General features: G+C 63.4%; 22 protein-coding genes. 15 read left to right on the forward strand and 7 right to left on the reverse strand.

Features of this window, described 5'->3' with window-relative positions; genetic code table 11:
• Window positions 1–42: 42 nt before the first annotated feature.
• From FJ977_RS16360 to FJ977_RS16370, 3 genes are all read left to right on the forward strand, one after another.
• Window positions 43–993, forward strand: a complete 951-nt coding sequence (locus tag FJ977_RS16360) for an AEC family transporter (RefSeq protein ID WP_140773057.1) — start codon at window positions 43–45, stop codon at window positions 991–993.
• A gap of 195 nt (window positions 994–1,188) precedes the next feature.
• Window positions 1,189–2,646: an NAD-dependent succinate-semialdehyde dehydrogenase gene (locus FJ977_RS16365; RefSeq protein WP_056572490.1), complete on the forward strand. Its 1,458-nt coding sequence runs from the start codon at window positions 1,189–1,191 to the stop codon at window positions 2,644–2,646.
• A 92-nt stretch (window positions 2,647–2,738) separates the two neighbouring features.
• Window positions 2,739–3,761 carry an aldose epimerase family protein gene (locus FJ977_RS16370; RefSeq protein WP_140773059.1) on the forward strand — a complete coding sequence of 341 codons (1,023 nt, stop codon included), beginning with the start codon at window positions 2,739–2,741 and terminating at the stop codon, window positions 3,759–3,761.
• A gap of 12 nt (window positions 3,762–3,773) precedes the next feature.
• On the opposite strand, the gene FJ977_RS16375 is transcribed toward FJ977_RS16370, so the two are convergent.
• Window positions 3,774–4,694: a sugar kinase gene (locus tag FJ977_RS16375; protein WP_140773061.1), complete on the reverse strand. Its 921-nt coding sequence runs from the start codon at window positions 4,692–4,694 to the stop codon at window positions 3,774–3,776.
• A gap of 151 nt (window positions 4,695–4,845) precedes the next feature.
• Here FJ977_RS16375 and FJ977_RS16380 point away from each other — a divergent pair, with 151 nt between their 5' ends.
• Together FJ977_RS16380 and FJ977_RS16385 are read left to right on the forward strand one after the other, a co-directional pair.
• Window positions 4,846–5,295, forward strand: coding sequence for a FixH family protein (locus FJ977_RS16380; RefSeq protein WP_140773928.1), 450 nt, complete (start codon window positions 4,846–4,848; stop codon window positions 5,293–5,295).
• 7 nt (window positions 5,296–5,302) lie between these two features.
• Window positions 5,303–6,502: a cytochrome-c peroxidase gene (locus FJ977_RS16385; RefSeq protein WP_140773063.1), complete on the forward strand. Its 1,200-nt coding sequence runs from the start codon at window positions 5,303–5,305 to the stop codon at window positions 6,500–6,502.
• A gap of 64 nt (window positions 6,503–6,566) precedes the next feature.
• Here the strand turns inward: FJ977_RS16385 and FJ977_RS16390 are convergent, their stop codons facing one another.
• Window positions 6,567–7,019 carry an Lrp/AsnC ligand binding domain-containing protein gene (locus FJ977_RS16390; protein ID WP_056572481.1) on the reverse strand — a complete coding sequence of 151 codons (453 nt, stop codon included), beginning with the start codon at window positions 7,017–7,019 and terminating at the stop codon, window positions 6,567–6,569.
• 162 nt (window positions 7,020–7,181) lie between these two features.
• Between FJ977_RS16390 and putA the strand changes: the two genes are divergently transcribed.
• Window positions 7,182–10,790: a bifunctional proline dehydrogenase/L-glutamate gamma-semialdehyde dehydrogenase PutA gene (gene putA / locus FJ977_RS16395; protein ID WP_140773065.1), complete on the forward strand. Its 3,609-nt coding sequence runs from the start codon at window positions 7,182–7,184 to the stop codon at window positions 10,788–10,790.
• An 81-nt stretch (window positions 10,791–10,871) separates the two neighbouring features.
• Complete coding sequence (locus FJ977_RS16400) at window positions 10,872–11,939, forward strand: glycosyltransferase (protein WP_140773067.1); 1,068 nt, start codon at window positions 10,872–10,874, stop codon at window positions 11,937–11,939.
• 43 nt (window positions 11,940–11,982) lie between these two features.
• On the opposite strand, the gene FJ977_RS16405 is transcribed toward FJ977_RS16400, so the two are convergent.
• Genes FJ977_RS16405 through FJ977_RS16420 form a run of 4 tightly spaced genes read right to left on the reverse strand, consistent with a single transcriptional unit; the run spans window position 11,983 to window position 16,163 of the window.
• Window positions 11,983–12,297, reverse strand: coding sequence for an antibiotic biosynthesis monooxygenase (locus FJ977_RS16405; protein ID WP_019858631.1), 315 nt, complete (start codon window positions 12,295–12,297; stop codon window positions 11,983–11,985).
• Window positions 12,298–12,356: 59 nt separating this feature from the next.
• Complete coding sequence (locus FJ977_RS16410) at window positions 12,357–13,493, reverse strand: TonB family protein (RefSeq protein ID WP_348643212.1); 1,137 nt, start codon at window positions 13,491–13,493, stop codon at window positions 12,357–12,359.
• Window position 13,494: 1 nt separating this feature from the next.
• On the reverse strand, window positions 13,495–13,938 hold the full coding sequence (locus FJ977_RS16415) for a hypothetical protein (RefSeq protein ID WP_140773069.1): 444 nt from the start codon (window positions 13,936–13,938) through the stop codon (window positions 13,495–13,497).
• Between the two features lie 5 nt (window positions 13,939–13,943).
• Window positions 13,944–16,163 (reverse strand): TonB-dependent hemoglobin/transferrin/lactoferrin family receptor, encoded by a 2,220-nt coding sequence (locus tag FJ977_RS16420; protein ID WP_140773071.1) that lies wholly within the window; start codon window positions 16,161–16,163, stop codon window positions 13,944–13,946.
• A gap of 199 nt (window positions 16,164–16,362) precedes the next feature.
• Here FJ977_RS16420 and hemP point away from each other — a divergent pair, with 199 nt between their 5' ends.
• From hemP to FJ977_RS16445, 5 genes are read left to right on the forward strand one after another with little or no spacing between them, the layout of a single operon-like run.
• Complete coding sequence (gene hemP, locus FJ977_RS16425) at window positions 16,363–16,569, forward strand: hemin uptake protein HemP (RefSeq protein WP_010909946.1); 207 nt, start codon at window positions 16,363–16,365, stop codon at window positions 16,567–16,569.
• A 21-nt stretch (window positions 16,570–16,590) separates the two neighbouring features.
• Entirely contained in the window at window positions 16,591–17,652 is a 1,062-nt protein-coding gene (locus tag FJ977_RS16430; protein ID WP_140773073.1) for a hemin-degrading factor, read from the forward strand.
• An 11-nt stretch (window positions 17,653–17,663) separates the two neighbouring features.
• Entirely contained in the window at window positions 17,664–18,554 is an 891-nt protein-coding gene (locus tag FJ977_RS16435) for a hemin ABC transporter substrate-binding protein (protein ID WP_140773075.1), read from the forward strand.
• A gap of 11 nt (window positions 18,555–18,565) precedes the next feature.
• Complete coding sequence (locus tag FJ977_RS16440) at window positions 18,566–19,666, forward strand: iron ABC transporter permease (protein WP_140773077.1); 1,101 nt, start codon at window positions 18,566–18,568, stop codon at window positions 19,664–19,666.
• 23 nt (window positions 19,667–19,689) lie between these two features.
• Entirely contained in the window at window positions 19,690–20,478 is a 789-nt protein-coding gene (locus FJ977_RS16445) for a heme ABC transporter ATP-binding protein (protein WP_140773079.1), read from the forward strand.
• A 284-nt stretch (window positions 20,479–20,762) separates the two neighbouring features.
• Here the strand turns inward: FJ977_RS16445 and rirA are convergent, their stop codons facing one another.
• Window positions 20,763–21,224 (reverse strand): iron-responsive transcriptional regulator RirA, encoded by a 462-nt coding sequence (rirA, locus tag FJ977_RS16450; RefSeq protein WP_140773081.1) that lies wholly within the window; start codon window positions 21,222–21,224, stop codon window positions 20,763–20,765.
• Window positions 21,225–21,555: 331 nt separating this feature from the next.
• Between rirA and FJ977_RS16455 the strand changes: the two genes are divergently transcribed.
• From FJ977_RS16455 to FJ977_RS16465, 3 genes are all read left to right on the forward strand, one after another.
• Window positions 21,556–22,851, forward strand: a complete 1,296-nt coding sequence (locus FJ977_RS16455) for a DUF445 domain-containing protein (RefSeq protein WP_140773082.1) — start codon at window positions 21,556–21,558, stop codon at window positions 22,849–22,851.
• A 103-nt stretch (window positions 22,852–22,954) separates the two neighbouring features.
• Window positions 22,955–23,383 (forward strand): phasin family protein, encoded by a 429-nt coding sequence (locus tag FJ977_RS16460; RefSeq protein ID WP_140773084.1) that lies wholly within the window; start codon window positions 22,955–22,957, stop codon window positions 23,381–23,383.
• Window positions 23,384–23,585: 202 nt separating this feature from the next.
• On the forward strand, window positions 23,586–24,083 hold the full coding sequence (locus tag FJ977_RS16465) for a MaoC family dehydratase (RefSeq protein WP_140773086.1): 498 nt from the start codon (window positions 23,586–23,588) through the stop codon (window positions 24,081–24,083).
• The last annotated feature ends 3 nt before the right edge of the window (window positions 24,084–24,086 follow it).

The raw sequence follows: 24,086 nt of genomic DNA on the forward strand, positions 1-24,086 counted from the left end.
GCGCGATTGCGCCACGGGCGTGGCTCGCCTATCCCTGAAAAAATGTCCCCGCTCACAGAAACCGTCCTTTTTGTCTTCAGCCTTGTCGCGCTCGGCTATCTCGCCGGGCTCACCGGCTATCTCAGGCCGGCGAGCGGCGAGGGGATATCGGACTTCGCGGTCTCGGTGGCGATGCCGCTGCTTCTGTTCCAGACGATGGTGAATGCCGATTTCCACGGCGTGGCGCCATGGCCGCTGTGGGGGGCTTATTTCACGGCGGTGGCGATCACCTGGGCCGCCGGCCATGTCGTCACCACGCGGATATTCGGACGTGATGCGCGCGCCGGCGTCGTCGGAGGCGTGTCGTCGGCCTATTCCAATGTGGTGCTGCTCGGCGCGCCGTTCATCCTTGGCATATTCGGCCCAAGCGGCTTCGAAGTGCTGTCGCTTCTGGTCTCGGTGCATCTGCCGGTCATGATGATGGCCTCGATCGTGCTGTTCGAAATGTTCGGCCGCGGCAGCGGCGACCATGTCCATCCGCTGCGGGTGCTACGCAGCTTCCTGCGGCGGCTGTTCATGAACCCGCTGATCATCGGCATTCTGCTGGGGCTGGCATGGCGCCTCAGCGGCGTGCCGCTGCCCAACCTCGCCATGCGGCTGGTCGATGCGCTGGCGAACACGGCTGGGCCGGTGGCGCTGTTTGCCATGGGGCTCAGCCTGCGTCGCTTCGGCGTTTCGGGCAATGTCAGGCCGGCCCTGGCGCTTTCGGCGCTGAAACTGTTCCTGATGCCGGCACTGGTTCTCGCCTTCGTCTGGCTGCTCGGCCTGCCGCCGATGACCGCCAAGGTGGCGGTCGTGGTCGCGGCGCTGCCGTCCGGCATCAATTCCTATCTCATCGCCGTGCAGTTCAACACCGGCCAGGCGCTGGCTTCGAACCAGATGACCATCGCCACGGCCTGTGCCGCCATCACCACGGCTTTCTGGCTGACCGTCGTCTTGCACGTATTCGGGTAGGCATTCCAGGGGACGAAGATGTCGACCGCTCTCGTCTCCGGCTGGTCCAACCCCTATATGCCATCTTGCGATTGCTTGCGGGCCTTGCCCTAGGTAAAGAGCAGTGGCTCCGGCGTGCCGGCTTTTCAAGTCCTGGCGCACGCTCACCGAAGATTCACAGACCGGCCCGTCAGCGCGCCGAACGGAGGATAGACCATGCTTCAGAAAACCAGCCATTTCATGCGGCAGGCCAATCTCATCAACGGCGAATGGGTGCAGGCTGACAGCGGCCAGACGGTCGACGTCAACAACCCCGCCACCGGCCTCAAGATCGGCACCGTGCCGAAGTCGGGCAAGGCCGAGACCCGCCGCGCCATCGAGGCGGCCGATGCCGCCTTCAAGTCGTGGCGCAAGACGACCGCGCTCGAACGCTCGAAGCTGCTGCGCAAGCTGCATGACGCGATGATGGACAATCAGGACGTGCTGGCCGAACTGCTGACCATCGAGCAGGGCAAGTCGCTGTTCGAATCGAAGGGCGAGATCGGCTCGGCCGCGGCTTATATATTGTGGTTCGCCGAGGAGGGCCGCCGCACCTATGGCGACGTCGTACCGTCACCATGGGCGGACCGCCGCATCCTGGTGACCAAGGAGCCGGTCGGCGTCATCGCTGCCATCACGCCGTGGAATTTCCCGTCCTCGATGCTGGCCCGCAAGCTCGGTCCCGCACTTGCCGCTGGCTGCACCGCCGTCGTCAAGCCGGCCTCGCAGACGCCATATTCGGGCCTCGCCTGGGGCGCGCTGGCCGAGGAAGTCGGCTTCCCCAAGGGCGTCGTCAACATCCTGACCGGTGCCGCCGGCGAAATCGGCGACGAGATCTGCGCCAACCCGCTGGTCAAGAAGATCACCTTCACCGGCTCCACCGAAGTCGGCAAGATCCTGATCCAGAAGTCGTCGGTCACCGTCAAGAAAGTGTCGATGGAACTCGGCGGCAACGCGCCATTCATCGTCTTCGACGACGCCGATATCGACCGTGCCGTCACCGGCGCCATAACCGCCAAGTATCGCAATTCCGGCCAGACATGCGTGTGCACCAACCGCTTCCTCGTGCAGGCCGGCGTCTATGACAAGTTCGTCGAGAAACTGGCCGCCGCCAGCAACGGGCTGAAGGTCGGTTCCGGCCTCGAGGAAGGCGTGCAGCAGGGACCGCTGATCGACGAGAAGGCGGTCGAGAAGGTCGAGGAACTGATTGCCGACGCCACCTCAAAGGGCGGCAAGATCGTCGCCGGCGGCAAGCGCCATGCGCTCGGCGGCTCGTTCTTCCAGCCGACGGTCATCGCCAACGCTACGCCCAAGATGCGCTTCATGAAGGAAGAGATCTTTGGCCCGGTCGCACCGGTGTTCAAGTTCGAGACCGAGGAAGAGGCGGTGCAACTCGCCAACGACACCGAGTTCGGCCTTGCCTGCTACTTCTACACCGGCGATCTCGGCCGTGCCTTCCGGGTCATGGAAGGGCTGAAATACGGCATGGTCGGCGTCAATGAAGGCCTCATCACCACGCCGGAAGCGCCGTTCGGCGGCGTCAAGGAATCGGGTCTTGGCAAGGAAGGCGGACATCAGGGCATCGAGGATTATCTCGATACCAAATATGTCTGCATCGGCGGCCTCGGCCTCTGATAGACTGGTCTTGAGATGGGCAAGCCAATGGGCGGCCCATCTCTCCTGGGAAAACCTCCCGAAGTCCTCTGGATCAACTGGCATTTGCGGGCATGGCGATGAAGGACGGCGAGGTTTTCGGCACGACACAGGCGGGCGAGCCCGTGCGCCGTTTTACCATCAGGGGTGGCGGCCTCACTGCCAACATCATCGGTCTCGGCGCCATCATCCAGGATTTGCGCCTGACCGGCCATGATGCGCCGCTGGTGCTCGGCTACGGCACCCTGCAAGAGTATGAGGCCGACAACGCCTTCTTCGGCGCGGTGGTCGGCCGCTATGCCAACCGTATCCGCGACGGCCGCTTCACCATTGGCGGCAACCGCTACCAGACCGAGCCAAATTTCCTCGACAAGCACACGCTGCATGGCGGCTCGCAGGGCTATTCGCACCGGCCATGGGCGGTTTCACTGCACGGCCGGGACTTCGTCACGCTGACGCTGCACGATCCGGACGGCGCGATGGGCTTTCCCGGCGCGCTCGACGTCACCTGCACCTATCGGCTAAAGATCCCCGGCACGCTCAGCGTCGAACTGACGGCGACCTGCGAGGAGCCGACGCTGTGCAATCTCACCCAGCACTCCTATTTCAACCTGGATGATGGCGGGGCCGGCGACATTCTCGATCACAGGATGATGCTGAACGCGGGCGCCTATCTGCCGGTCGATGGCGACATGATCCCGACCGGCGTGGTCAAGCCGGTTGACGGCACGCCTTTCGATTTCCGCCAGGCGCGGCCGTTGCGCATGGAGACCGAGGGCGAACAACTGCCTTACGATCAGAATTTCTGCCTTGCCTCGGCGCGCGGGCCGCTGCGGCAAGCGTCCTGGACGCAAGGGGCAAGCTCCGGCGTCGAGATGGAGGTCTGGACAACGGAGCCCGGCGTCCAACTCTATACAGGCCAGTATGTGACGCCCCGCAAAGGGCTGGAAGGGCGGGACTACAAAGCCTTCAGCGGCTTCTGCCTGGAGCCTCAGATATGGCCGGATGCGCCAAACCGGCCGTATTTTCCACAGGCGACGCTGTGGCCGGGTGCAATTTATCACCACGTGACGGAATATCGTTTCCGCCTTCCCTAGTTTCTCCAGACATTAGTTTTCAAACGCCTCCCGCAATGTCTCGAACGGCGCCAGGGCGCCGCGGACCTGCACCACGGCGGCGGCGACGCGATGGGCCCGGCTTGCCGCTTGCCGCGGACCATGGCCGGCAAGGCGTGCCGCCAGATAGCCGCCATTGAAGGAATCGCCGGCCCCGGTCGTATCGACAGGGTCCGCGACATGGATGGCCGGCACGTCGTGCAGTGTTCCGGTTTCGGCAATCAGCGCCGGCTGTTCGCCGTTCTTGACGACGACTTCGCCGACCCATTGCCTGAGCCGCACTGCGGTCGCCTGCGGTGTCTCGTCACCAAACAGCATCTGCTCGTCGGGGAAGGTCGGCAGTGCGATGTCGGTGACGCCGAGTGCTTCGACAATCGCTGCCTGCGCGCTTTCGCGGTTGCGCCAAAGCCGCGGCCGATAGTTGGGGTCGAAGGCGATCAGCGAGCCAGCGGCGCGTGCCTTGGCCACGGCTTCCAGCAGTGTTTTGCGCGCCGCATCCTCCAGAATTGCCAAAGTGATTCCGGAAAAGTACACAAGCGCTTGGTTTTCAAGGTTTTTCAACAGCGCGGCGGGATCCGAAGCAAGCTGCCGGGCAGCGGCGTCGCCGCGCCAGTATGTGAAGGAGCGTTCGGCCCCGGTCAGCGTGATCGCGTAGAGGCCGGGGCGCGCGCCCGATATTACCGGGCTGGAGCCGATGCCGATACCGTTTTCGGCGAAGAAGCCGATCTGGCCTTGCGAGAAGGGGTCGTCGCCGAAGGCCGAGACATAGGTCGCCGGCCGGTCCTGGCTCAACGCATGCAGCGCCCAAAGCGTGTTGAACGTGTCGCCGGCAAAACCCATGCGCCAGTTCGCGCCGGTCTGGCCCGACAGTTCGAGCATGCATTCGCCGATCGATGCGACGCCGTTTCCCGCCATCTGCTATCCTCCAGTGATTTCCGTGCTGTAGCTTTTTGCCGGCGGCGGCGCCATGCTTGGCAAGCAGGCTTTTTTCCGCCACAGCGTTTTCCCACAAGCTGGCGGGATGCGATCCACCCGGCAGAACGTTGTCTGCAGAAGAGGAACCGGTTTGGCATCGATATGGCGTTATCTCCTGGCGGGTCTCGGTCTGGCTGCTCTGCTGGTCGGCGTTCTCGCGGTCGTCTACCTGACGGCGCCACAATCAGCGCAGCTTGCCGGCCCGGATGTCTCGCGGACGAAGAAATCCGAGAATGGGCTGTATATGGCCAGCTTCGTGCCGGAACGGGGCGTGGTGCGGCAGGGCGAACTGGAATCCTGGCTGCTGACCCTGAAAACAAAGACAGGGGCTTCGGTGGAGCGCGCCGCGATCGCCATCTCCGGCGGCATGCCGCAACACAATCACGGCCTGCCGACCAGCCCGCAGGTGACCGATTACCTGGGCGACGGCCGCTACCGCATCGAGGGGCTGAAATTCACCATGAGCGGCTGGTGGCAATTTCGTTTTGCCATTTCGTCCGGCGCCGGCTCCGACACGGTGCTGTTCAACGTGGTGCTGTGAGCGATCGATGAAGCGCCTTTTCTGCTTTCTGGCGCTGACGGTCGCCGTCATCCTCGTCGGCTGCGGCAAGCCGGATTTCTCCGACGCCGAGAAGAAGACCATCGCTTCGCTGGCGTTGAACACGCTGCCGTCGTTGAAACCCGACACCACCAATCGCTTTGCCGACGTGCCGGCGGCAGCCGCGCTTGGCTCGACACTGTTCTTCGATCAGGGCATGAGCCGCGACGGCACCGTGTCGTGCTCGACCTGCCACAAGATCGACCGCCAGTTTCAGGACGGCCTGCCGCAAGCCGTTGGCGTTGGCCGCACCAACCGGCGCACCATGCCGCTGGCGGGCGTGGCGCGCGACCCCTTTTTCTTCTGGGACGGCCGCCGCGACAGCCTGTGGGCGCAAGCGCTGACACCGCTTGAAAACCCGCTGGAGCAGGCTGGAAACCGCGCCGCCTACGCGCATTACATCAAGGCGCGCTTCGGCGAGCGCTATGAGCGGATCTTCGGGCCGTTGCCGGATTTTTCCGGCGTTCCGTCGAATGCCAGCCCGCTGGGAACCGATGCCGAGAAGGCCGCCTGGAATGCAATGAGCGATGGGCAGCGCGACGCCATCAACCGCGTCTATGCCAATATCGGCAAGGCGATCGCTGCCTTCGAACGCTCTATCGAGCCCGCGCAGACGCGTTTCGACCGCTTTGCGCTGGACCTTGCCACCGGCGCCGAACCCAAAGGCGATGCCGTCTTTTCCCGGGAGGAAATCCTCGGGCTGAAACTGTTCATCGGCAAGGCCAATTGCGTGACCTGCCACAACGGCCCGCGCTTCACCGACAACAGTTTTCACAACACCGGTGTGCCGCCAGTCGCGTATCTGCCACCGGATCGCGGGCGTGTCGATGCGGTTGCTCAGGTCGAGGCCGACCCGTTCAATTGTCTCGGCGCCTATCGCGACGGTGATGCGAGCGCCTGTGGCGAATTGCGCTTCATGGTCAGGGATGGACCGCAACTGATCCGCGCCTACAAGACGCCATCGCTGCGCGGCGCGGCCACGCGGCCGCCCTATATGCATGCCGGGCAATTTTCGTCGCTGGACGAGGTGGTGGCGCACTATGCCAAGGCGGCTCCCAGCGTCGAGGGGACATCCGAGGTCCATCCGCTGGAGCTGTCGGATCGCGAGCGTGCCGCGCTGGTGGCGTTCCTGAAGACGCTGTCGGAGTAGGCTCTGCTTTCTTGTTTGACCATGAGCCCGTCCGAAAACCGGCGCCCGATTTTCGGGATCATGGTCAGCGGTCCTTCACCGTCTCCATTGCCACGAAGGTCGAGGTCTGGGCGACGTGGGGAAGGGCCGAGATGCGCTCGCCCAGCACACGGCGATAGGCGGCGATATCCCTGGTACGGACCTTCAACAGGTAATCGAAACTCGACGCCATCATGTGGCACTGCTCGATCTCAGGCACGGACTGTACCGACCGGTTGAATGCGTCGAGTGCTGCTGAACGGGTGTCGGACAATTTCACCTGGACGAAGGCGACATGGCCTTCGCCCATGCGCTCGCGGTCGATGATTGCCTGGTAGCCCCTGATATAGCCGTCCTTCTCCAGCCGCTTCACCCGCGCCTGCACCGGTGTCTTCGACAGACCGACCTTTGCCGCCAATTCCGACATGGAAAGCCGGCCATTGCTTGCCAGCGCCGACAGGATGTTCCGGTCGATGCGGTCCAATTGGTCTTCTGTCATGGAAATTGCAGTCCAAACCTTGGAAAATTGGCAGAATGATAGATCGATTGATTTGTCTTGTCGATTTCTTTGGACCGATGGAAACTCGCAGCTGTGCTAGCTTGCGCCATTCGGTCCGGTGACCGCCGGCCCGTTCCCCGATGCTCGTTCCGCAGGACCGCCATGCCGCTAGACACCATCCGCCAGCAGATCCGTGCCAACTATTTGCCTGACGAAGACGAGGCCGTGAAGCGGCTGGCCGAGGCGACAGGACTCTCGACAGAAGATCGGAATGCGATCTCGGCCCGCGCCGCCGATCTGGTGCGGGCGGTGCGCGGCTCGTCCGATCCCCGGCTGATGGAGGTCTTTCTCTCGGCCTACGGTCTCTCCACCAAGGAAGGCGTGGCGCTGATGTGCCTGGCCGAGGCGCTGCTGCGCGTGCCGGACACCGAGACGATGGACGATCTGATCGCCGACAAGATCGCGCCGCATGATTGGTCCGCGCATTCCGGTGGTTCGAGCTCGATCTTCGTCAACGCCTCGACCTGGGCGCTGATGCTGACCGGTCGTGTCCTCGACGAGGGCGAGGGCGGTATCGAAGGCACGCTGCGCTTGATGGTGCGGCGGCTGGGCGAGCCGGTCATCCGCAAGGCGGTGGCCGCCGCCATGCGTGAAATGGGCGAGCAGTTCGTGCTCGGCCGCACCATCGCCGAAGCCGTCAAGCGCGGCCGGCCGATGATCCAGAAGGGCTATCTCTATTCCTTCGACATGCTGGGCGAGGCGGCCCGCACCGAGGCTGACGCGCTGCGCTACCACAAGGCCTATGCCGATGCGATCTCGTCGCTCGATTCCGGCTCGAACGGTCCTGACATCAGGCAGAACCATGGTATCTCGGTGAAGCTCTCGGCGCTGCATCCGCGCTATGAAGTGGCGCAGAAGGAAGAGATGCTGCCTGTCATGGCCGAGCGCCTGTTGTCGCTGGCGCTCGCGGCACGGCATTCGCGCATGGGCCTCAATATCGACGCCGAGGAGGCGGATCGGCTCGACCTCTCGCTCGACGTCATCGAGCGGGTTCTGGCCGAGCCCGAACTCGCCGGCTGGAACGGCTTCGGCATCGTTGTCCAGGCCTATGGCCCGCGTGCAGCTTTCGCTATCGACTGGCTCTACGCGCTGGCGAAGAAGTACGACCGCACCATTATGGTGCGGCTGGTCAAGGGCGCCTATTGGGATACCGAGATCAAGCGGGCGCAAACGCTCGGGCTTGACGGCTATCCCGTCTTCACCCGCAAGGCCAACACCGACGTTTCCTACATGGCTTGCGCGAAAAAACTGCTCGGCATGACCGACCGCATCTATCCGCAGTTCGCCACCCATAACGCACATACCGTCGCCGCCATCCTGTCGATGGCGGGTGATCGCAATTCCTTCGAGTTCCAGCGCCTGCACGGCATGGGCGAGGCATTGCACGAGACGGTGCGCCAGGCCGAAGGCACGCGCTGCCGTATCTATGCGCCGGTCGGCGCGCATTCCGACCTGCTGGCCTATCTGGTCCGCCGGCTGCTGGAGAACGGCGCCAACTCTTCCTTTGTCCACCAGCTGACCGACGAAGACGTCGAGCCTGAGGACATCGCGCGCGATCCGCTCGAAACGATCGAAAGCCAGGGCCCCGCCGCCAATCCGGCGATAGCCCGGCCTTCCCAGATTTTTGGCGCCGGCCGCCGCAACTCGAAGGGATTCGACATCACCGACACGGTGACGCTGGCGGCGATCGACAAGGCCAAGGCGGCCTTTGCCGGGCCGGACCGCTGGCATGCCAAGCCGATTACGCGGGCCGCCGGCTATGGCAAGCAGCGCCCGGTGGTCAATCCGGCCAAGCCTGACGACGTGGTGGGCACTGTTCACGAGGCCGCGGCCAAGCAAGTCGCGACCGCCGTGCGCATTGCGGTGGAAGCGCAGCCGGCCTGGGCAAAGCGCCCCGTTGCCGAGCGCGCCGCCATCCTCAACCGCGCCGCCGACCTCTATGAAGCCAATGCCGTCGAGTTCTTCGCGCTGGCCACCCGCGAGGCCGGCAAGTCGCTGGCCGACGGTGTGGCGGAAGTGCGCGAAGCCGTCGATTTCCTGCGCTATTACGCGACCGAGGCGGCAAACGCCGCGACGGGCACTCAGGCGCGCGGCGCCATCGTCTGCATTTCACCGTGGAATTTCCCGCTCGCCATCTTCACCGGCCAGATCGCGGCAGCGCTTGTCACGGGCAATTCGGTGATCGCCAAGCCGGCTGAGCAGACGCCGCTGATTGCCTTCCGCGCCGTCGAATTGCTGCGCGAGGCCGGCGTGCCGGAAGACGTCATCCAGCTTCTGCCCGGCGACGGCCCCTCGGTCGGCGCGCCGCTGACCGCCGACCCGCGCATTGCCGGCGTCTGCTTCACCGGCTCGACCGAGGTCGCCAAGCTGATCGAGAAGCAGCTTGCCGAGACCGCGGCACCGGATGCCATGCTGATCGCCGAGACCGGCGGTCTCAACGCGATGATCGTCGATTCCACCGCGCTGCCCGAGCAGGCGGTGCGCGACATCCTGGCCTCTGCCTTCCAGAGTGCCGGCCAGCGCTGTTCGGCACTGCGCGTGCTCTACGTGCAGAAGGACGTCGAGAAGAAGATGCTGGAGATGCTGAAGGGCGCCATGGAGGCGCTCAACATCGGTGATCCCTGGCAGATTTCGACCGATGTCGGCCCTGTCATCGACGATGAGGCACAGGCTTCGATCCGCGACTATTGCACCAGGAAGGGCCTCGAGGGCCGGCTGATCGCCAAGCTCGAGGCGCCGAAGGATGGCCGCTTCGTCGCGCCGCATGTGTTCAGGGTCAAGGGCATCGAGGAGATGGAGCGCGAAGTGTTCGGGCCGGTGCTGCATGTCGCGACATTCGACGCCGATGAGATCGACGCTGTGATCGCCGCCATCAACCGCAAGGGCTATGGCCTGACTTTCGGCCTGCATACCCGCATCGAGGGTCGCGTGCAGCATTTCGTCGACGGCATTCACGCCGGCAACATCTACGTCAATCGCAACCAGATCGGCGCTGTCGTCGGTTCGCAGCCCTTTGGCGGCGAGGGGCTGTCCGGCACCGGGCCGAAGGCCGGCGGGCCGCACTATCTCCGGCGCTTCCGCAAGGGGCCGGAGGCGGGCACCCATCTGCAGGATGGCCACAAGGTGACGGCGACCGAGCTGGCCGACAATCTGCCCGATCCCACGCTGGGCGGCTGGTCGACGCGCCCGGACCGAATCGCCATCCTGAGGAAGCACCTGCGCGGCAAGGGAGCTGCCGCCATCGGGGCCGCCGCCGGTATCGATTTCGGCCAGGTCGATCTGCCCGGGCCAACCGGCGAGGCCAACACGCTGTCGCTGTCGCCGCGCGGCCGCGTGCTGTGCCTGGGGCCGGATGCCGACACGCTGCTTGCCCAGACGATCCAGGCGCTTGCCGCCGGCAATGCGGTGCTGGCCGTTGCCCCTGGGGCGCCAGCGGCGCTTTCGGCGTTGACCGGCAAGGGGCTGCCGCTCGCGGCAATAGATGGCCGGCCTGATCCGGTCGAGGCCCGCTCGCTGCGCGTCGATGTCGTCGCTTTTTCGGGCACGCCTGAAGCCGCGCGCATCGTGCGCAAGGTCATTGCCGAGAGGACTGGTCCGATCGTGCCGCTGGTCAGCGAAGTGCTCAACCCGGCGGCCTATGCGCATGAGCGTGCCGTCTGCGTCGACACGACCGCGGCCGGCGGTAATGCCAGCCTGTTGGCCGCGGCATAGGGACGATTCGCGCCTCGCTTGCCTTATGTCGAGTTGCCGGGGATAAACACGGCCGGCGACTCGAGCGGGGCAACCGATCAAATGAATGACAAGTCCCCACCGTTCGAACTGCCGTGCGTGGCGGTGGTCATCACCTGCTACAATTACCGAGCCTACGTCGAACAGGCGATCCGCTCGGTGTTGGCGCAGACCTATCGGAACTGGGACTGCGTCATTGTCGACGACGCCTCGACCGACGGCTCGGCCGACCATATCCGCGAGCTTCTGGCGGCCATAGACGATCCGCGCCTGCGCCTGCTGGCGCGCCCGCGGAATGGCGGGCAGATCGCGGGATTCCGCGATGGCTTCGCCGCGACCGACGCGCCTTTCGTGGTATTCCTCGATTCCGACGATGCGTGGCTGCCGGATTTTCTCCTGGCGCATCTGTCCGCCCACCTCAACGCAACACATTCGGCCGCGCTATCGAGCTCCGACGTATTCCTGGTCGACGGCCGCGGCACCTTGCTGAGCGGCACTTTCATTCCCTTGCGCAAACCGCGCTCCGGACCGGATGGCAATGGCCTCGCCATCGTGCCTGATGGCCAGCTTGCCGACATGGCGTCCGGGATTGCCTACGCATCGGAGCATCCGGTGACTTATTTCGCGCCTGCGATAACCGGCTGGCTATGGTCACCATGCTCGGCGATCATGTACCGGCGCGGCGCGCTGGAACCGGTCTTGTCCTTCCCGTTCAAGGCCAATATGGGGGCGGATTATCTGACCGCCACATGCGCGCATCTGGCCAGCGGCAGCCTCATCCTGTCCGAAGGACTCAGCCTCTACCGCCTGCACGGATCGAACATGTCCTCCATCGGCGCTGCCTTCACCGGGGGCCATGTACCGCAAACGCCTAGCTATCGCGCCTACAGGAGCATATTGGCGGCGGATGTCGTCGATTATGTGCTGGAGAATTCAGCATGGCTCAGTGATGTCCACGGACGCAAGTTCATACCCGCATTCCTGAGGCAGCATGTGCGCCAGTTCAGAGAGATAGCCGACGATCCGCGGCTGATGCGATACCTGACCCGAGGACGGCCCTGGCAGTGGCTGCGCATGCACATTGCCCAATGGCTGCGTCGGCTGGGTGGGCGCGGTTCCACGCGATCATGACGAGGGTGCCAGAGGTCCTCACATTCGCTCGGGCAAAGCCACGTCAGGCGCCCTCGACGACGGAGAAGCCCTCGAATTGCGGATGGCCGAGATAGTGGACTTTCGTCGTGCCGACATTCCTGTGGGCAGCGCGGAAATTCTCCGATTTGGTCCAGGCGACGAAATCGTCCTGGCTTGCCCACACGGTGTGCGAGGCAAACAGCGTATAGCCTTCGGTCTCGTTGACCGGGCCGCGCAGCAGGTGGAATTCCCGAAAACCCTTCATCTCGGCAAGGCTGGAATCGCGGTTTTTCCATACGGCTTCGAAATCGGCTTCCGAGCCGTTCTGCACCTTGAAGCGGTTCATGGCGATGTACATGGGATTTCCTTTTTCAATCAATGAATTGCATGGGCGGTTGATGGTGGAAAGCGGGACATTCAAAACGGCCCGATAGCGCCGGTAAACTCGAGGCTGCTGCCAATTTTGGGCGGAATGGGCGGGAACGGCGCCGCCTTGCGGACGATGCCAAGCACGATCTGGTCGAAGTTTGGCGATCCGGAGCTTTCCAGGATACGCAGGTCATCAATGCCACCTTTGCTGCTGATAACGAATGTCACAACGGCATTGTTGCGCGCGGTCAGTTGCAGGGAAGGCGGGACGGCTCGATTGACGCGGCTGAGCTTTCTGATCACATCGCCGCGGTAGCTGTCTTCCGCGGCGCTGCCTGGCTCTTCCTGTTTTTTGCCCTTGCTGGCCGCCCTTGCCAGCCGGTCCTGGCCGTCAGCGGTGCCGCGCTTCTCGTCCACCGCTTTTGAAGGCGCCGCCGCCGGCGTTGGCCTGGCGCTGGGGATCGGCGGCTGGTCCGGAACGGCGACAGGCATATCGATGGTTTCGGCCTGGGCGCTTGGCTGTGCCGGCGTTTCGGCCTTGGCAGCCACGCTTTGGTCATCGGGGCGCGGGGCCGCCGCCACCAGTATGTCCGGCGTGACCGCTTGCTGTTTGACAGCTTCCGGCAAAGGCTGGGGCGGTTGCTTTGCCGCTTCCTTTGCCGGCTCTGGAGCTTGGTTCACGGCTTCCTGCTCGGGCTGCGAAGGTTTTGCCGGCGTCGCTGGTCTGGCGTCCTCTGCCTGACGTGGCTTGGCCGGCTGAGGGCTTGGCACCAGCCTGACGTTTACCGCCGCGGGGTCCTTGTCGAGCGCGCTGCCGGCGACCTTGTCACCTGTCCGATCGCTGCCTTCCGACTGCTCCGTGTCCTGGAAATCGAAGGTGCCGGCCGGCGAGATCAGAAAGGCCGCCGCTGCCGCGGCATGGAGCAGACCGGAGATGATAATAGCCGTCGCCCACTTGCCGTTGCCGGCTTGCGGTCGCGTCTGGGCAAGCGGCTCTACCGGCGCTATCGCCAGCTCGCTGCCAGCGTCGGGGAGGGGACTGACTTCCTGCATGTTGCGGGCCGGAAACTGCAGCGGCCCACGCAGTGTTGTCAAATCAAGATCGTTTGCTCCGCACGGCAGCAGACCGCAGCCGGCCATGGACCATGCCGCGGTGTCTTGTGTGAACGTGGCGTGCAGCCCCACCTCAGACGCCGAAAGCGATGCCGGTCTTGGTGTCGGTCTTCAGCTTGCGCATGCAGGCATTCGGCTCGACGCCGGTGCCGGCGCATTCGGTCGCGCTGTTGATCAGAACGCGGCTGACCTTGGTGCAATCGGTACCGGCGAGATCAAAGCGCGTCACCTTGGTCTTGCCTTCCGGCAGATCCTTGAAGTCGAGCACGGTCAGCCGGTCGACGACGCCGGCCTCGTTGAACAGCGCGATCTCGAATGCCGCCTTGGAGAGGCCGGCACCGAGGTTGTTGTTGACCAGGAATGTCAGCCGGCAACCCTTGTCGGAAGGTTGCGCGGCATTCAATTCGAGGGTCAGTGCGGGGACCGGCGCGGACCCTTCAGCCCGCGCCGGAACCATCGCCAGCGACATCGCAAACGTCGAGGTCAGCAGACGAAGGGATGTCGCCAAGCTCTTCATGACCATCAGCCTCCAAAACGCATGGTTGCCGCCAGCTTCAACGTTATGCCCGGCTCATAGACCGCAACTGTCGTGCTGCCGTTCAACGGGTTGGCGTATTTGACGTCGAACAGATTGTCGGCCCGGAAATCGACCTTCAGATTGTCCGTCGCCTGATAGCTGGCGAAGGCGTTGACCAGCGTATAGTCCGTGGCCACGGCATTGCCCTTCGGCTTGCCATTATATTGCACTTCGCCGCCGACGGTCAGCTTGTCCTCGAGGAAGCGCAGGCCAAGCTGGGCCGTGACCTGGGAGGATGGTATCGTGGCGAGGTCTGCTCGAACACCCGCGTAGGAAATGGTGTGACCATTGGTTATCGAGGCAGAGAGGCCAGCATATCCCCACGCGGCGTCATAGACGCTTTCAAACTCAAAGCCGTTTATCTTGGCCTTGGCAAAATTCTGATACTGGTAGCAGATCGGGATGTAGCCGGGGTTGTTCATGAGCTGGTCCCAATCGACCGGGCAGGCGCTCGCTGGATTGGTGAAGGAAGCCCCGAAGGATGTACCCTCTATGTAGTCGTCCACATTGTTGTTGAAGTAGGCCGCCTTGATGCGAAGCGCGTCGCCGGCTTCAAGGATGTCATTCTGTTTGTAGTTGACGCCGAATTCCACGGTCTTGCCGGTCTCGGGCTTCAGGTTGGGATTGGGCAGGAACGGGAAGGTGACCCCCGCCGGATGGTTGCCGCTGATCAGTGTCTCGGTCAGCGATGGAGAGCGGTAGCCCTCCGCATAGGTGCCGTAGAGCTGCAACCCCGAGAGGCTTGGCGTGTCGAACGGCGTGACGCCGACGGTGATGCGCGGCGAAAGACGGTCACCTGACGTTTCATGGGTGCCGTCCTTGAGGCTGTAGCTGTCGTAGCGCAGCCCGGCAATGACTTCGAGCCATTCCCAGGTGAGCTTGTCCTGAACGTAGGCTCCAGATACGTTGCGCTTTCCCGAAGGCGTGTAGAAACTGTCTCCGCCCGCGGTACCGCCGGTTTTGACGTCATCATTGACCCAATCGCCGCCATAGGTCAGCTCGTGCGCTACGCCGCCAGTCTCGAATCTCGATGTATTCCAGATGTCTATCGCCGTCGTGCCGACATCGAATGTCGATGTCGATCCAACCGGAAGGATTATGGAATCGCCCGTGGCGGGATCGAATCGGCTGAGAGGAACAAGGCTGGTCAGGCCGAGATTGGTCTTGTTGTAGGAGGTGTTGATGTGGAGATCGAGCCAGCTCTTGTCTTCGTCGGTGATGTTGTAGCGGGCGGTGAAGGTGTTGGATTTCAGATCCGCATCATTGATCGGCACGCCGCCGCTGATCTCGTTCCAGCCGTCGCTTGAGCCGACCCAGCCCAGCTTCAGCTCGCTGTTGTCAGTCGGGCGGATGGTGGTCTTGAGCAGGCCGCTCAGCACGTCAAAGCCGGTGCCCTTGACGGTATCGCCGCCACCATCCTTGTAGTCGTCATAGTTGCGATAGACGATATTGCCCAACACATCCCAGTTCTCGTTGAGACGATAGGCGCCGGTGGCGCTGGTGGTCCAGCCCTTGCCGTTGCTTTCGTAGCGTCCGGTGATGGAGCCGGCCCACGTCTCTTCAGGCTTGAGAAAATCCGAGGCATCCTTGGTGTCGAAGAAGACGACACCGCCAATGGCGCCCGAACCGTAGGTGTTGGCGACAGGACCACGGATCACATCGACGGATTTGACGAGTTCGGGATCGATATAGAAGGTCGACTGCGTGCCGTGGTCGGACCGCTGGAAATTCTGGCGTGCGCCATCGACGATGACGGCGACACGGCCAAAATCCTGCAAGCCGCGGATGTTGATGCTGGTGCCGACACGCCTGGCGTCGGCCTGCGCGGCGACACCGGGCACGCCGAGCAGCATCTCGTTCGGCGTCGTCGCCATGCGACGGTCCAGCTGTTCCTGGTCGATATGGCTGGCCGAGGCCAGTGATTCGATCGCTGTTTCGCCGGTGCGGCTGAGCACCAGGATCTTGTCGAGCAGCGTCGCGCCCGCGGGTGCTGCTTTTTCCTGGTCAGCCTTCTTCGATTGATCCGTTTGATCGCCCGCCGGCTGCGTTGCCTGTTGGGCGTGGGCTGCTGGCGCGGACAGGGCGATGACCGCCACGCTTGCCAACAAAGCCGCCATGCCGCTCGCCGCCGACCGGCCGCGCGATTCCCAGTTCACCAACCCCATGCCCCAACTCCAAATTCCAGGTTTCATGCTGGCTGGCCCGGGGCTGGCTGGCATTTTTCATCGTGTCCGGCGTGTTAAATGTTGACTCATTTGCTCCGGTATTGCACTGACTAATAAACATGATTATTCAAGTCAAGAAATGAATCGGCAATATGCAACGCCTAGCCAGATGCCCGGCACAGGAAAGGGATCGACCCAGATGAACACGCACAATCCCAACGATTTTCGTTATCGCGTCCGCCGTTCCGATGATGCCTCCACCCGCTTCGACCGGATCCCGCTGGCGGTGCGAACGCTGTCCAGCAACACGCTTTTCCAGGGCGAGCACGAGATCGGCATCGAGCATCATGGTGCGCTCTACCGGCTGAAGATCACCCGGCAGGGCAAGCTCATTCTCAACAAGTAAAAAGGTATCAGGGGTTAAGACATGGACCAGCGCGTAAAACCCGCCCCACATGAAATCCGGCGGGCACGGACGGACAATCCGAAAGCGCGCGAGCGTGACCTGGCCGCCCAGCTCGGCATTTCGGAAGCCGAACTGGTGGCCGCGCATTGCGGCGACGGCGTCGTGCGCGTCGAGCCGCGCGTCAACGACCTTCTGACCGGCCTCGAGGCCGTCGGCGAGGTGATGGCGCTGACCCGTAATGAAAGCGCGGTGCACGAAAAGATCGGCGTTTATGACAAGGTGATCACCGGCAACCACAATGCCATGGTGCTTGGCGAGAACATCGACCTGCGCATCTTCCCGAAAGTCTGGGCGCATGGCTTCGCGGTGGAAAAGCGTGATGGCGAAGAGATCCGCCGCAGCTTGCAGTTCTTCGACGCGGCGGGCGAGGCGGTGCACAAGGTGCATCTGCGTCCGGCCTCCAGTCTCTACGCCTACCAGAAACTGGTCGCCGCGCTGGGATCGTCGAACCAGGAGCCGACAATCGATATTTCGGGACCAATCGCGGATGATGAGAGCGAGGCCGGAGCAACCACCGCCAATCTTGACGATCTGCGCGACCGCTGGAGCCGGCTGACCGATGTGCACCAGTTCTTCGGCATGCTGAAGACACTTAAGCTCAGCCGTCGCCAGGCGGTGCGCATGGTCGGAACGGACTATGCCTGGCTGCTCGACAATGACGCGGTCCGCGCCATGTTCCATCACGCCTCCGAAGGCGAGATGCCGATCATGTGCTTTGTTGGCAACCGCGGCTGCATCCAGATCCATTCTGGACCGGTCAGGTCGATCAAGCCGATGGGGCCGTGGATCAACGTGCTCGACGAGACCTTCCATCTGCATCTGCGCACCGACCACATCCATGAGGTCTGGGCGGTGCGCAAGCCGACCAAGGATGGCCATGTCACCTCGCTCGAGGTCTATGCCGCCGACGGCGAGATGATCATCCAGTTCTTCGGCAAGCGGCATGAAGGCGAAAGCGAGCGCGACGATTGGCGGTTCCTGGCGGAGAATCTGCCGCGCATCCCAAACCCGACCGCAGCCTGAGGAGAACGACAATGGGCTGTTTTTCCAGGATCATCGCCAGCCCGATGGTCGGCCTTGCTTTGGCTTTCACCGCGCTGCAACCGGCGGGTGCCGCCGAGGGCGGTTCCGTTTTCTCCGATCCGTCGAAGATCGCCGCCATAGGCGGTTCGATCACCGAAATCGTCTATGCGCTTGGCGAGGAGAAGCATCTGGTGGCGCGCGATTCCACCAGCCGGTACCCAAAGGCGGCGCTCGACCTGCCCGATGTCGGCTATATGCGCGCGCTGTCGCCGGAGGGCGTGCTGTCGGTCAATCCGACCGGCATCCTGGCGTTGCAGGGCAGCGGTCCCAAGGAAGCCGTCGACGTGCTGAAGAAGACGAGCATCCCCTTCATCGAAGTGCCTGAACATTATAGCCGTGAGGGCATCCTGGAGAAGGTCCGTATCGTCGGCAAGGCACTGGGCGCCGACGCCAAGGCCGAGGTGCTGGCCAGGGAGCTCGATGCCAGGCTCACCGCTGCCGAAAAGCAGACTGCCTCGATCAAGGAGCGCAAGCGCGTCCTGTTTGTGCTGTCGGTTCAGGGCGGCAAGATCCTGGCGGCCGGCAGCGAAACCGCGGCCGACGGCATGGTCAGACTGGCGGGCGGCGTCAATGCCGTCGAAGGCTTTTCCGGCTACAAGCAGATGTCCGACGAGGCGATCATTACCGCCAGGCCGGATGTGATCCTTATGATGAGCAATGCCGGGCCGCCGGTATCGGACGACGAATTGTTCGGCAATCCGTCCGTCGCCTCGACGCCGGCAGGTGCCGCCCGCAAATTGATCCGCATCGATGGCGGTTATCTGCTCGGCTTCGGGCCGCGCACGGCCGACGCCATCCACGACCTCGCCGTCTCGCTCTATGGCGGGCAGGTCACGGACTGAGCGGGCGCATCATGGTCGATCAATCGATCGTCGGCCCGGTGAAGGCGATGAGTGTGTCCGAAGGCGATCGCTCGGGCCGCGCCCGCATCGTCATCCTGCTGCTGTGCTTCGGGCTCACCGCCGCCGTGTTTCTGTCGCTTACATCAGGCGCGTCGGACGCATCGGCCGTCAATGTCATCAGGGATTGGCTGTCCGGAGCTGTTCCACTTGATGCGGCGCTGAGCGCGCGTGACAGCCTGATCGTCTACGATATCCGACTGCCGCGCATCATCCTCGGCATGCTGGTCGGCGCGGCGCTCGCTGTCTCGGGCGCCGTCATGCAGGGGCTGTTCCGCAATCCGCTGGCCGATCCCGGCCTGATCGGCGTTTCGGCCGGCTCCAGCCTCGGTGCCGTGGCCATCATCGTGCTTGGCGGCACCATTCTGGCGCCGGTAACGGCTTTGCTGGGCACGCTTGCCCTGCCGCTGGCGGCTTTCTTCGGCGGCCTCGCCACCACCCTGGTGCTCTACCAGGTCGCCACGCGGCGCGGGCAAACCTCGGTTGCCACCATGCTGCTCGCCGGCATCGCACTGGCAGCGCTTGCCATGGCGCTGACCGGCATCCTCATCTTCATGGCTGACGATCGTCAGCTGCGCGACTTGACCTTCTGGTCGCTGGGATCCCTTGGCGGCGCAACCTGGGCGAAGATCGCGTCCGTCGGGCCGATAATCATATTGGCGCTGGCAACAATGCCTTTCCTGTCGCGCGGTCTCAACGCGCTGGCGCTTGGCGAGGCGACCGCCGGCCATCTCGGCATACCTGTCCAGCGACTGAAATACACCGCCATCATCGGTGTCTCGGCGGCGGTCGGGGCGTCCGTCGCCGTCAGCGGCGGCATCGGCTTCGTGGGCATCGTCGTGCCGCATCTGCTGCGCCTGCTGATCGGTCCGGACAATCGCTATCTTTTGCCGGCCTCGGCACTGCTCGGAGCCTCGCTGCTGCTGCTTGCCGATGCCGTCGCACGTACCATCGTGGCGCCGGCGGAACTGCCGATCGGCATTGTCACCGCGGTCGCCGGCGCGCCGTTCTTCCTGTGGATACTGCTGCGCAAGCGAGGCGTAATTGACCTGTGAAATTCGGGATTTGTGAGGCTGGGATGATCGAGGCAAGGGATGTTTCGGTTGATATCGCCGGCAAACGCATCGTCGGCGGTGTCGATTTCGATGCGCGACCCGGCGAAATCGCGGCGATCGTCGGCCCCAACGGCTCGGGCAAGACGACCTTCCTGAAGGCGTTGTCCGGCGAGCTTGCCCATACCGGGCGCATCGCCCTCAACGGCCGCGACCTCGCGGCGATGAAACCGGTCGAGATCGCCGTCCATCGCGCGGTCCTGCCGCAGGCGACGACGCTGTCGTTTCCATTCACCGTGCGCGAGGTGGTCAAGCTCGGGCTGGTCGGCGGCCGCTCGGGTGCCTTGCCTGGCGAGGATGCGCGGCTGCCGGAACGGGCGTTGGCCCGCGTCGATCTCGATGGGTTTGCCGGGCGGCTCTACCAGGAGCTTTCGGGCGGCGAGCAGCAACGAGTCCAGCTTGCGCGCGTGCTGTGCCAGGTCTGGGCGCCGGTGCTCGACGGCAAGCCGCGCTACCTGTTCCTCGACGAGCCTGTTTCCAGCCTCGACATCAAGCACCAGCTGATCATCATGAACATCGCCCGCGATTTCGGCAGAAGGGGTGGCGGCGTGGTCGCCATCCTGCACGACCTCAATCTGACGGCCATGTATGCCGACCGCATCTTCGTCATGCATCGCGGCCGGTTGGCTGCCACCGGTTCACCGCAGGACGTGCTGAGCGACGATTTGATCGAGAAAGTGTTCGACTGCCGGCTCAAGGTCGGTGTGTTGCCGGCCGGGAATATGCCGTTCGTGCTGCCGCAATCTGCCGTTTAGGCTTGGCAGTGACCTTCGTCATCCACGGGCGGAGCGGGAGCGAAGCGGACGCGCAGACCCGAGGATCCATGCCGTTGCATCAAACAAAAAATGCGGCGGTGCAGAACTCGTGTTGGCGCCGCGGTCGCTAGTTCGGCATCGTTGCGGCGCTCGAACGTCACGGAATGGATTCTAGGGTCTGCGCTGCGTCGCTTCGCTCCTTGCTCCGCCCTAGAATGACGACCCCATGGGCGGCGTCGCGCGCAAGGCATCAATAGAATCAAACCGCTAAGCCGCGTCGTGGACTAGGCGGCCGGGGCGCGGCGTTCCAGTATGTCGATGCCAAGCAGGTTGCGCACATTCGGCCGTGCCGCCACCATATCGGCGATCGTGTAGCGGGCAAGCACGGCGAAGAAGGCGTTGAGCGCCTCGCGCAGCGCTGAATTCAACGCGCAGCTGTCGACCAGCGGGCACTCGGCCGCGTCGTTCTCGAAGCATTCGGCCATGGCGAAGCTTTCCTCGGTGACGCGCACGACGTCGAAGAGGCTGATCGCCTCGGCGGCACGGCCAAGCCGGACGCCGCCATTGCGGCCGCGCACCGTCTCGACCAGCCCATGCTCGACCAGCGGCTGCAGGATCTTGAACAAGAAAAGTTCCGAGACGGAGTAGGCGGCCGCGATTTCGGGAATGCGGCTCAACCGGTCATTGTTGGCGGCACAATACATCAGGATGCGCATGGCATAATTGGTCTGGCGGGTAAGCCGCATTTCGTCCTCACTAGGCGCCGGCGTGGTATGACCGCGCCAGATTCCAGAACTTTTGCTGGCGCGGCGGTAATCCGGAATTTCGGATTCGCCACACTGGCCTCGACCGAATATGGCCTATACCTTGGAATAATTCCAGACTAGCTTCGCACTATAGATGAATATTCTCGTCAACTTTATGTGCGCAATCGGGCGGAACGCGGGGAAAACCGGTCGTCACGGGCATTTCGGCTGATGAAACCCTAGATAGGCCGGAGATCGACCCCAGAGATCGAGCAGCGGTCGACCAGAGATACCAGTGGTCGACCAGAGATCGACCAGGAGCAGTTCGTCCATGTCACAATCGGCTTCGTCCCTGGCGCCTGTCCGTTTCGATGCCGACGCGGCCGCCAAGCTCTCGGCGCTGCGGCGGACCAAATTCATCGCCACGGCCGCACTGGCACTCTGCGTGCTGGTGTTCGCCTTGGCCAAATCGTTCCAAAACACCTATCCGTGGCTGGGCTTCGTCGCCGCCTTCGCCGAGGCGGCGACCATTGGCGGCCTGGCCGACTGGTACGCGGTGGTGGCGCTGTTCAGGCGGCCGCTCGGGCTGCCGATCCCGCACACCGCCATCATCCCGGAAAACCAGAACCGCATCGCTGACAATCTCGGCCGCTTCATCGAAGCCAATTTCCTGGCGCCGGAGCCGGTGCGGGAAAAACTCGCCGAGGTCGATTTTGCGGCACTCGTCGCCGACTGGCTGACTGATGCCGAACGCGCCGCCGGCCTGTCGCGTTTCGTCGTGCGGCTGGTGCCTCAGACGCTGGCCGCCGTCGAGCAATCCGGCCTGCGCGGCTTTGTCACCAGCCGCATGCTTGAACAGATCGAAAAGGTGCCGCTTGCGCCGCTGGCGGCGGAACTCCTGTCGGCGCTCACCGACGATCGTCGCCACCAGAAACTGTTCGACGAATTCATCAAGGTGGTCGGCCGCTTCCTCAACGATGAACAGGCGCTGGCAACGATGCGCGAAAAAATCCGCGAGGAATTGCCGTCGCTGTTCAACCTGTTCAGAGCCGACGCCTATCTCCTGAAGAAGATCGTCGCTTCGGCGGGCTCCCTGCTCGACGAGGTGCGGGCCGATCCGGACCATCCGATGCGGGCCGAGTTCGATCGTTTCGCGCAAGGCTTCGTCGAACGGCTGCGGACGTCCAAGCAATATGCAAAGCGTGCCGAGAAGATGAAGCACGATTTCCTCGCCCGCCCCGAAGTCAGGGCGCTGGCCGGGGACATGTGGGAGAGCCTCAGCCTGTTCATCGAGCAGGACGCCAAGACGCCGAATTCGGTGATCCGCGCGCATCTCGCCAATATGTTCGTCGAGGTCGGCCGCCATCTTGCCGGCGATGCGCAGATCCGGGCCGATATGAACCAAGGGTTCGTCGTGGCGCTGGCCTCCTTCGTCGAGAGCCAGAAGAGCGGCGTATCGAAATTCATCGCCGACCAGGTCAAGCGCTGGGACCTTGCCCAACTGACGCGGCTTATCGAGATGAACATCGGCCGAGACCTGCAATACATCCGCTTCAACGGCATGATCATCGGCGGGCTGGCGGGCATAGTGCTTTATACGATCGAGTTGCTGCTCCCGGTCAATTGATTCCGTGTCCATCGCCATGCCTGTGTCCGAATGGACTCGTGACACGCGAGTGCTATTCTCCGGCGAGGGCGCCCGCATTCGCGGCGACAGGGGAGAAGACGTCATGGCAAAACAACCGGAATCCGATTCCTTCATGGACATGTTCGGCAAATTCGGCCGCGACCTGAAGGTGCCCAATGTCGATGTCGAGGCGATCCTCGCCCATCACCGCAAGAACCTGGAAGCGCTGGAGAAGGCGGCGCGTGCCGGCGCAGCCGGAGCGACCTCGCTGTTGTCGAGGCAACGCGAAATGCTGCAGGACACGTTGCGCGAGGTTGCCGACGTGGCGCAAAGCTATCGGGCGCCGGGCAATCCACAGGAGCTCATGGCCAAACAGACGGAGTTCGCCAGGAAATCGTTCGAGGCGGCGCTCAAGAATGCCGGCGAAGTGGCTGAATTGGCCCGGAAATCCGGCACCGAATCGATCGACATCCTGCGCGCGCGCATCAAGGAGGCGATGGAGGAAATCCGCGCCGGCTACGAAAAGAAATAGGTCTGCGTGGGCCGTTGTCCGCATCCCCCCACGCGGATCGCCGGCACTCCTTACCCGCTTGCGCATAGTTGCATCGGCGCCACGCGTCAGGCGGCATGGGGCGATTCAGCCGGAATTCGGCGGAACGGATTCACGCAAGGCGAATTGACAGGAGCCGTCCGTTCGTGGTCCGGAGGCACTGCAAGCTATCGGGAAAGCAGGAATGACTGAAGTACGGCCTAAAACGCCGCCGACCTACGAGCAGTTGAGGACGATGTCCGGGCAGGAACTGGGCGTCTCGGAATGGACCATGGTCGACCAGAACCGTATCAACCAGTTCGCCGAATGCACCGGCGACCATCAATGGATTCATGTCGATCCCGAGCGGGCGCGGCGGCAAAGCCCGTTCCGTACGACGATCGCGCATGGCTACCTGACGCTGTCGATCATCGGCGCGCTGGCGCTCGGCATGGGCATCGTGCCCGAGAATACGCAGGCCGCCTTCAACTACGGCTTCGACAAGGTGCGCTTCCTCGCGCCGGTCAAGGTCGGCGCACGCATCAGGCTGCGCACGGTCTTGCTTTCCATGGAAGACAGAGGCCCTGGCCAATATCTGATGAAGGCAGCCAACACCGTCGAGATCGAAGGCGAGGAAAAGCCGGCACTGACGGCCGAAACGCTGGTCATGCTGTATGAGCGCCGCAAACGGGCAGGGGCCTGAGCG

It is taken from the genome of Mesorhizobium sp. B2-1-3A, assembly GCF_006442655.1.
Lineage (GTDB): Bacteria > Pseudomonadota > Alphaproteobacteria > Rhizobiales > Rhizobiaceae > Mesorhizobium.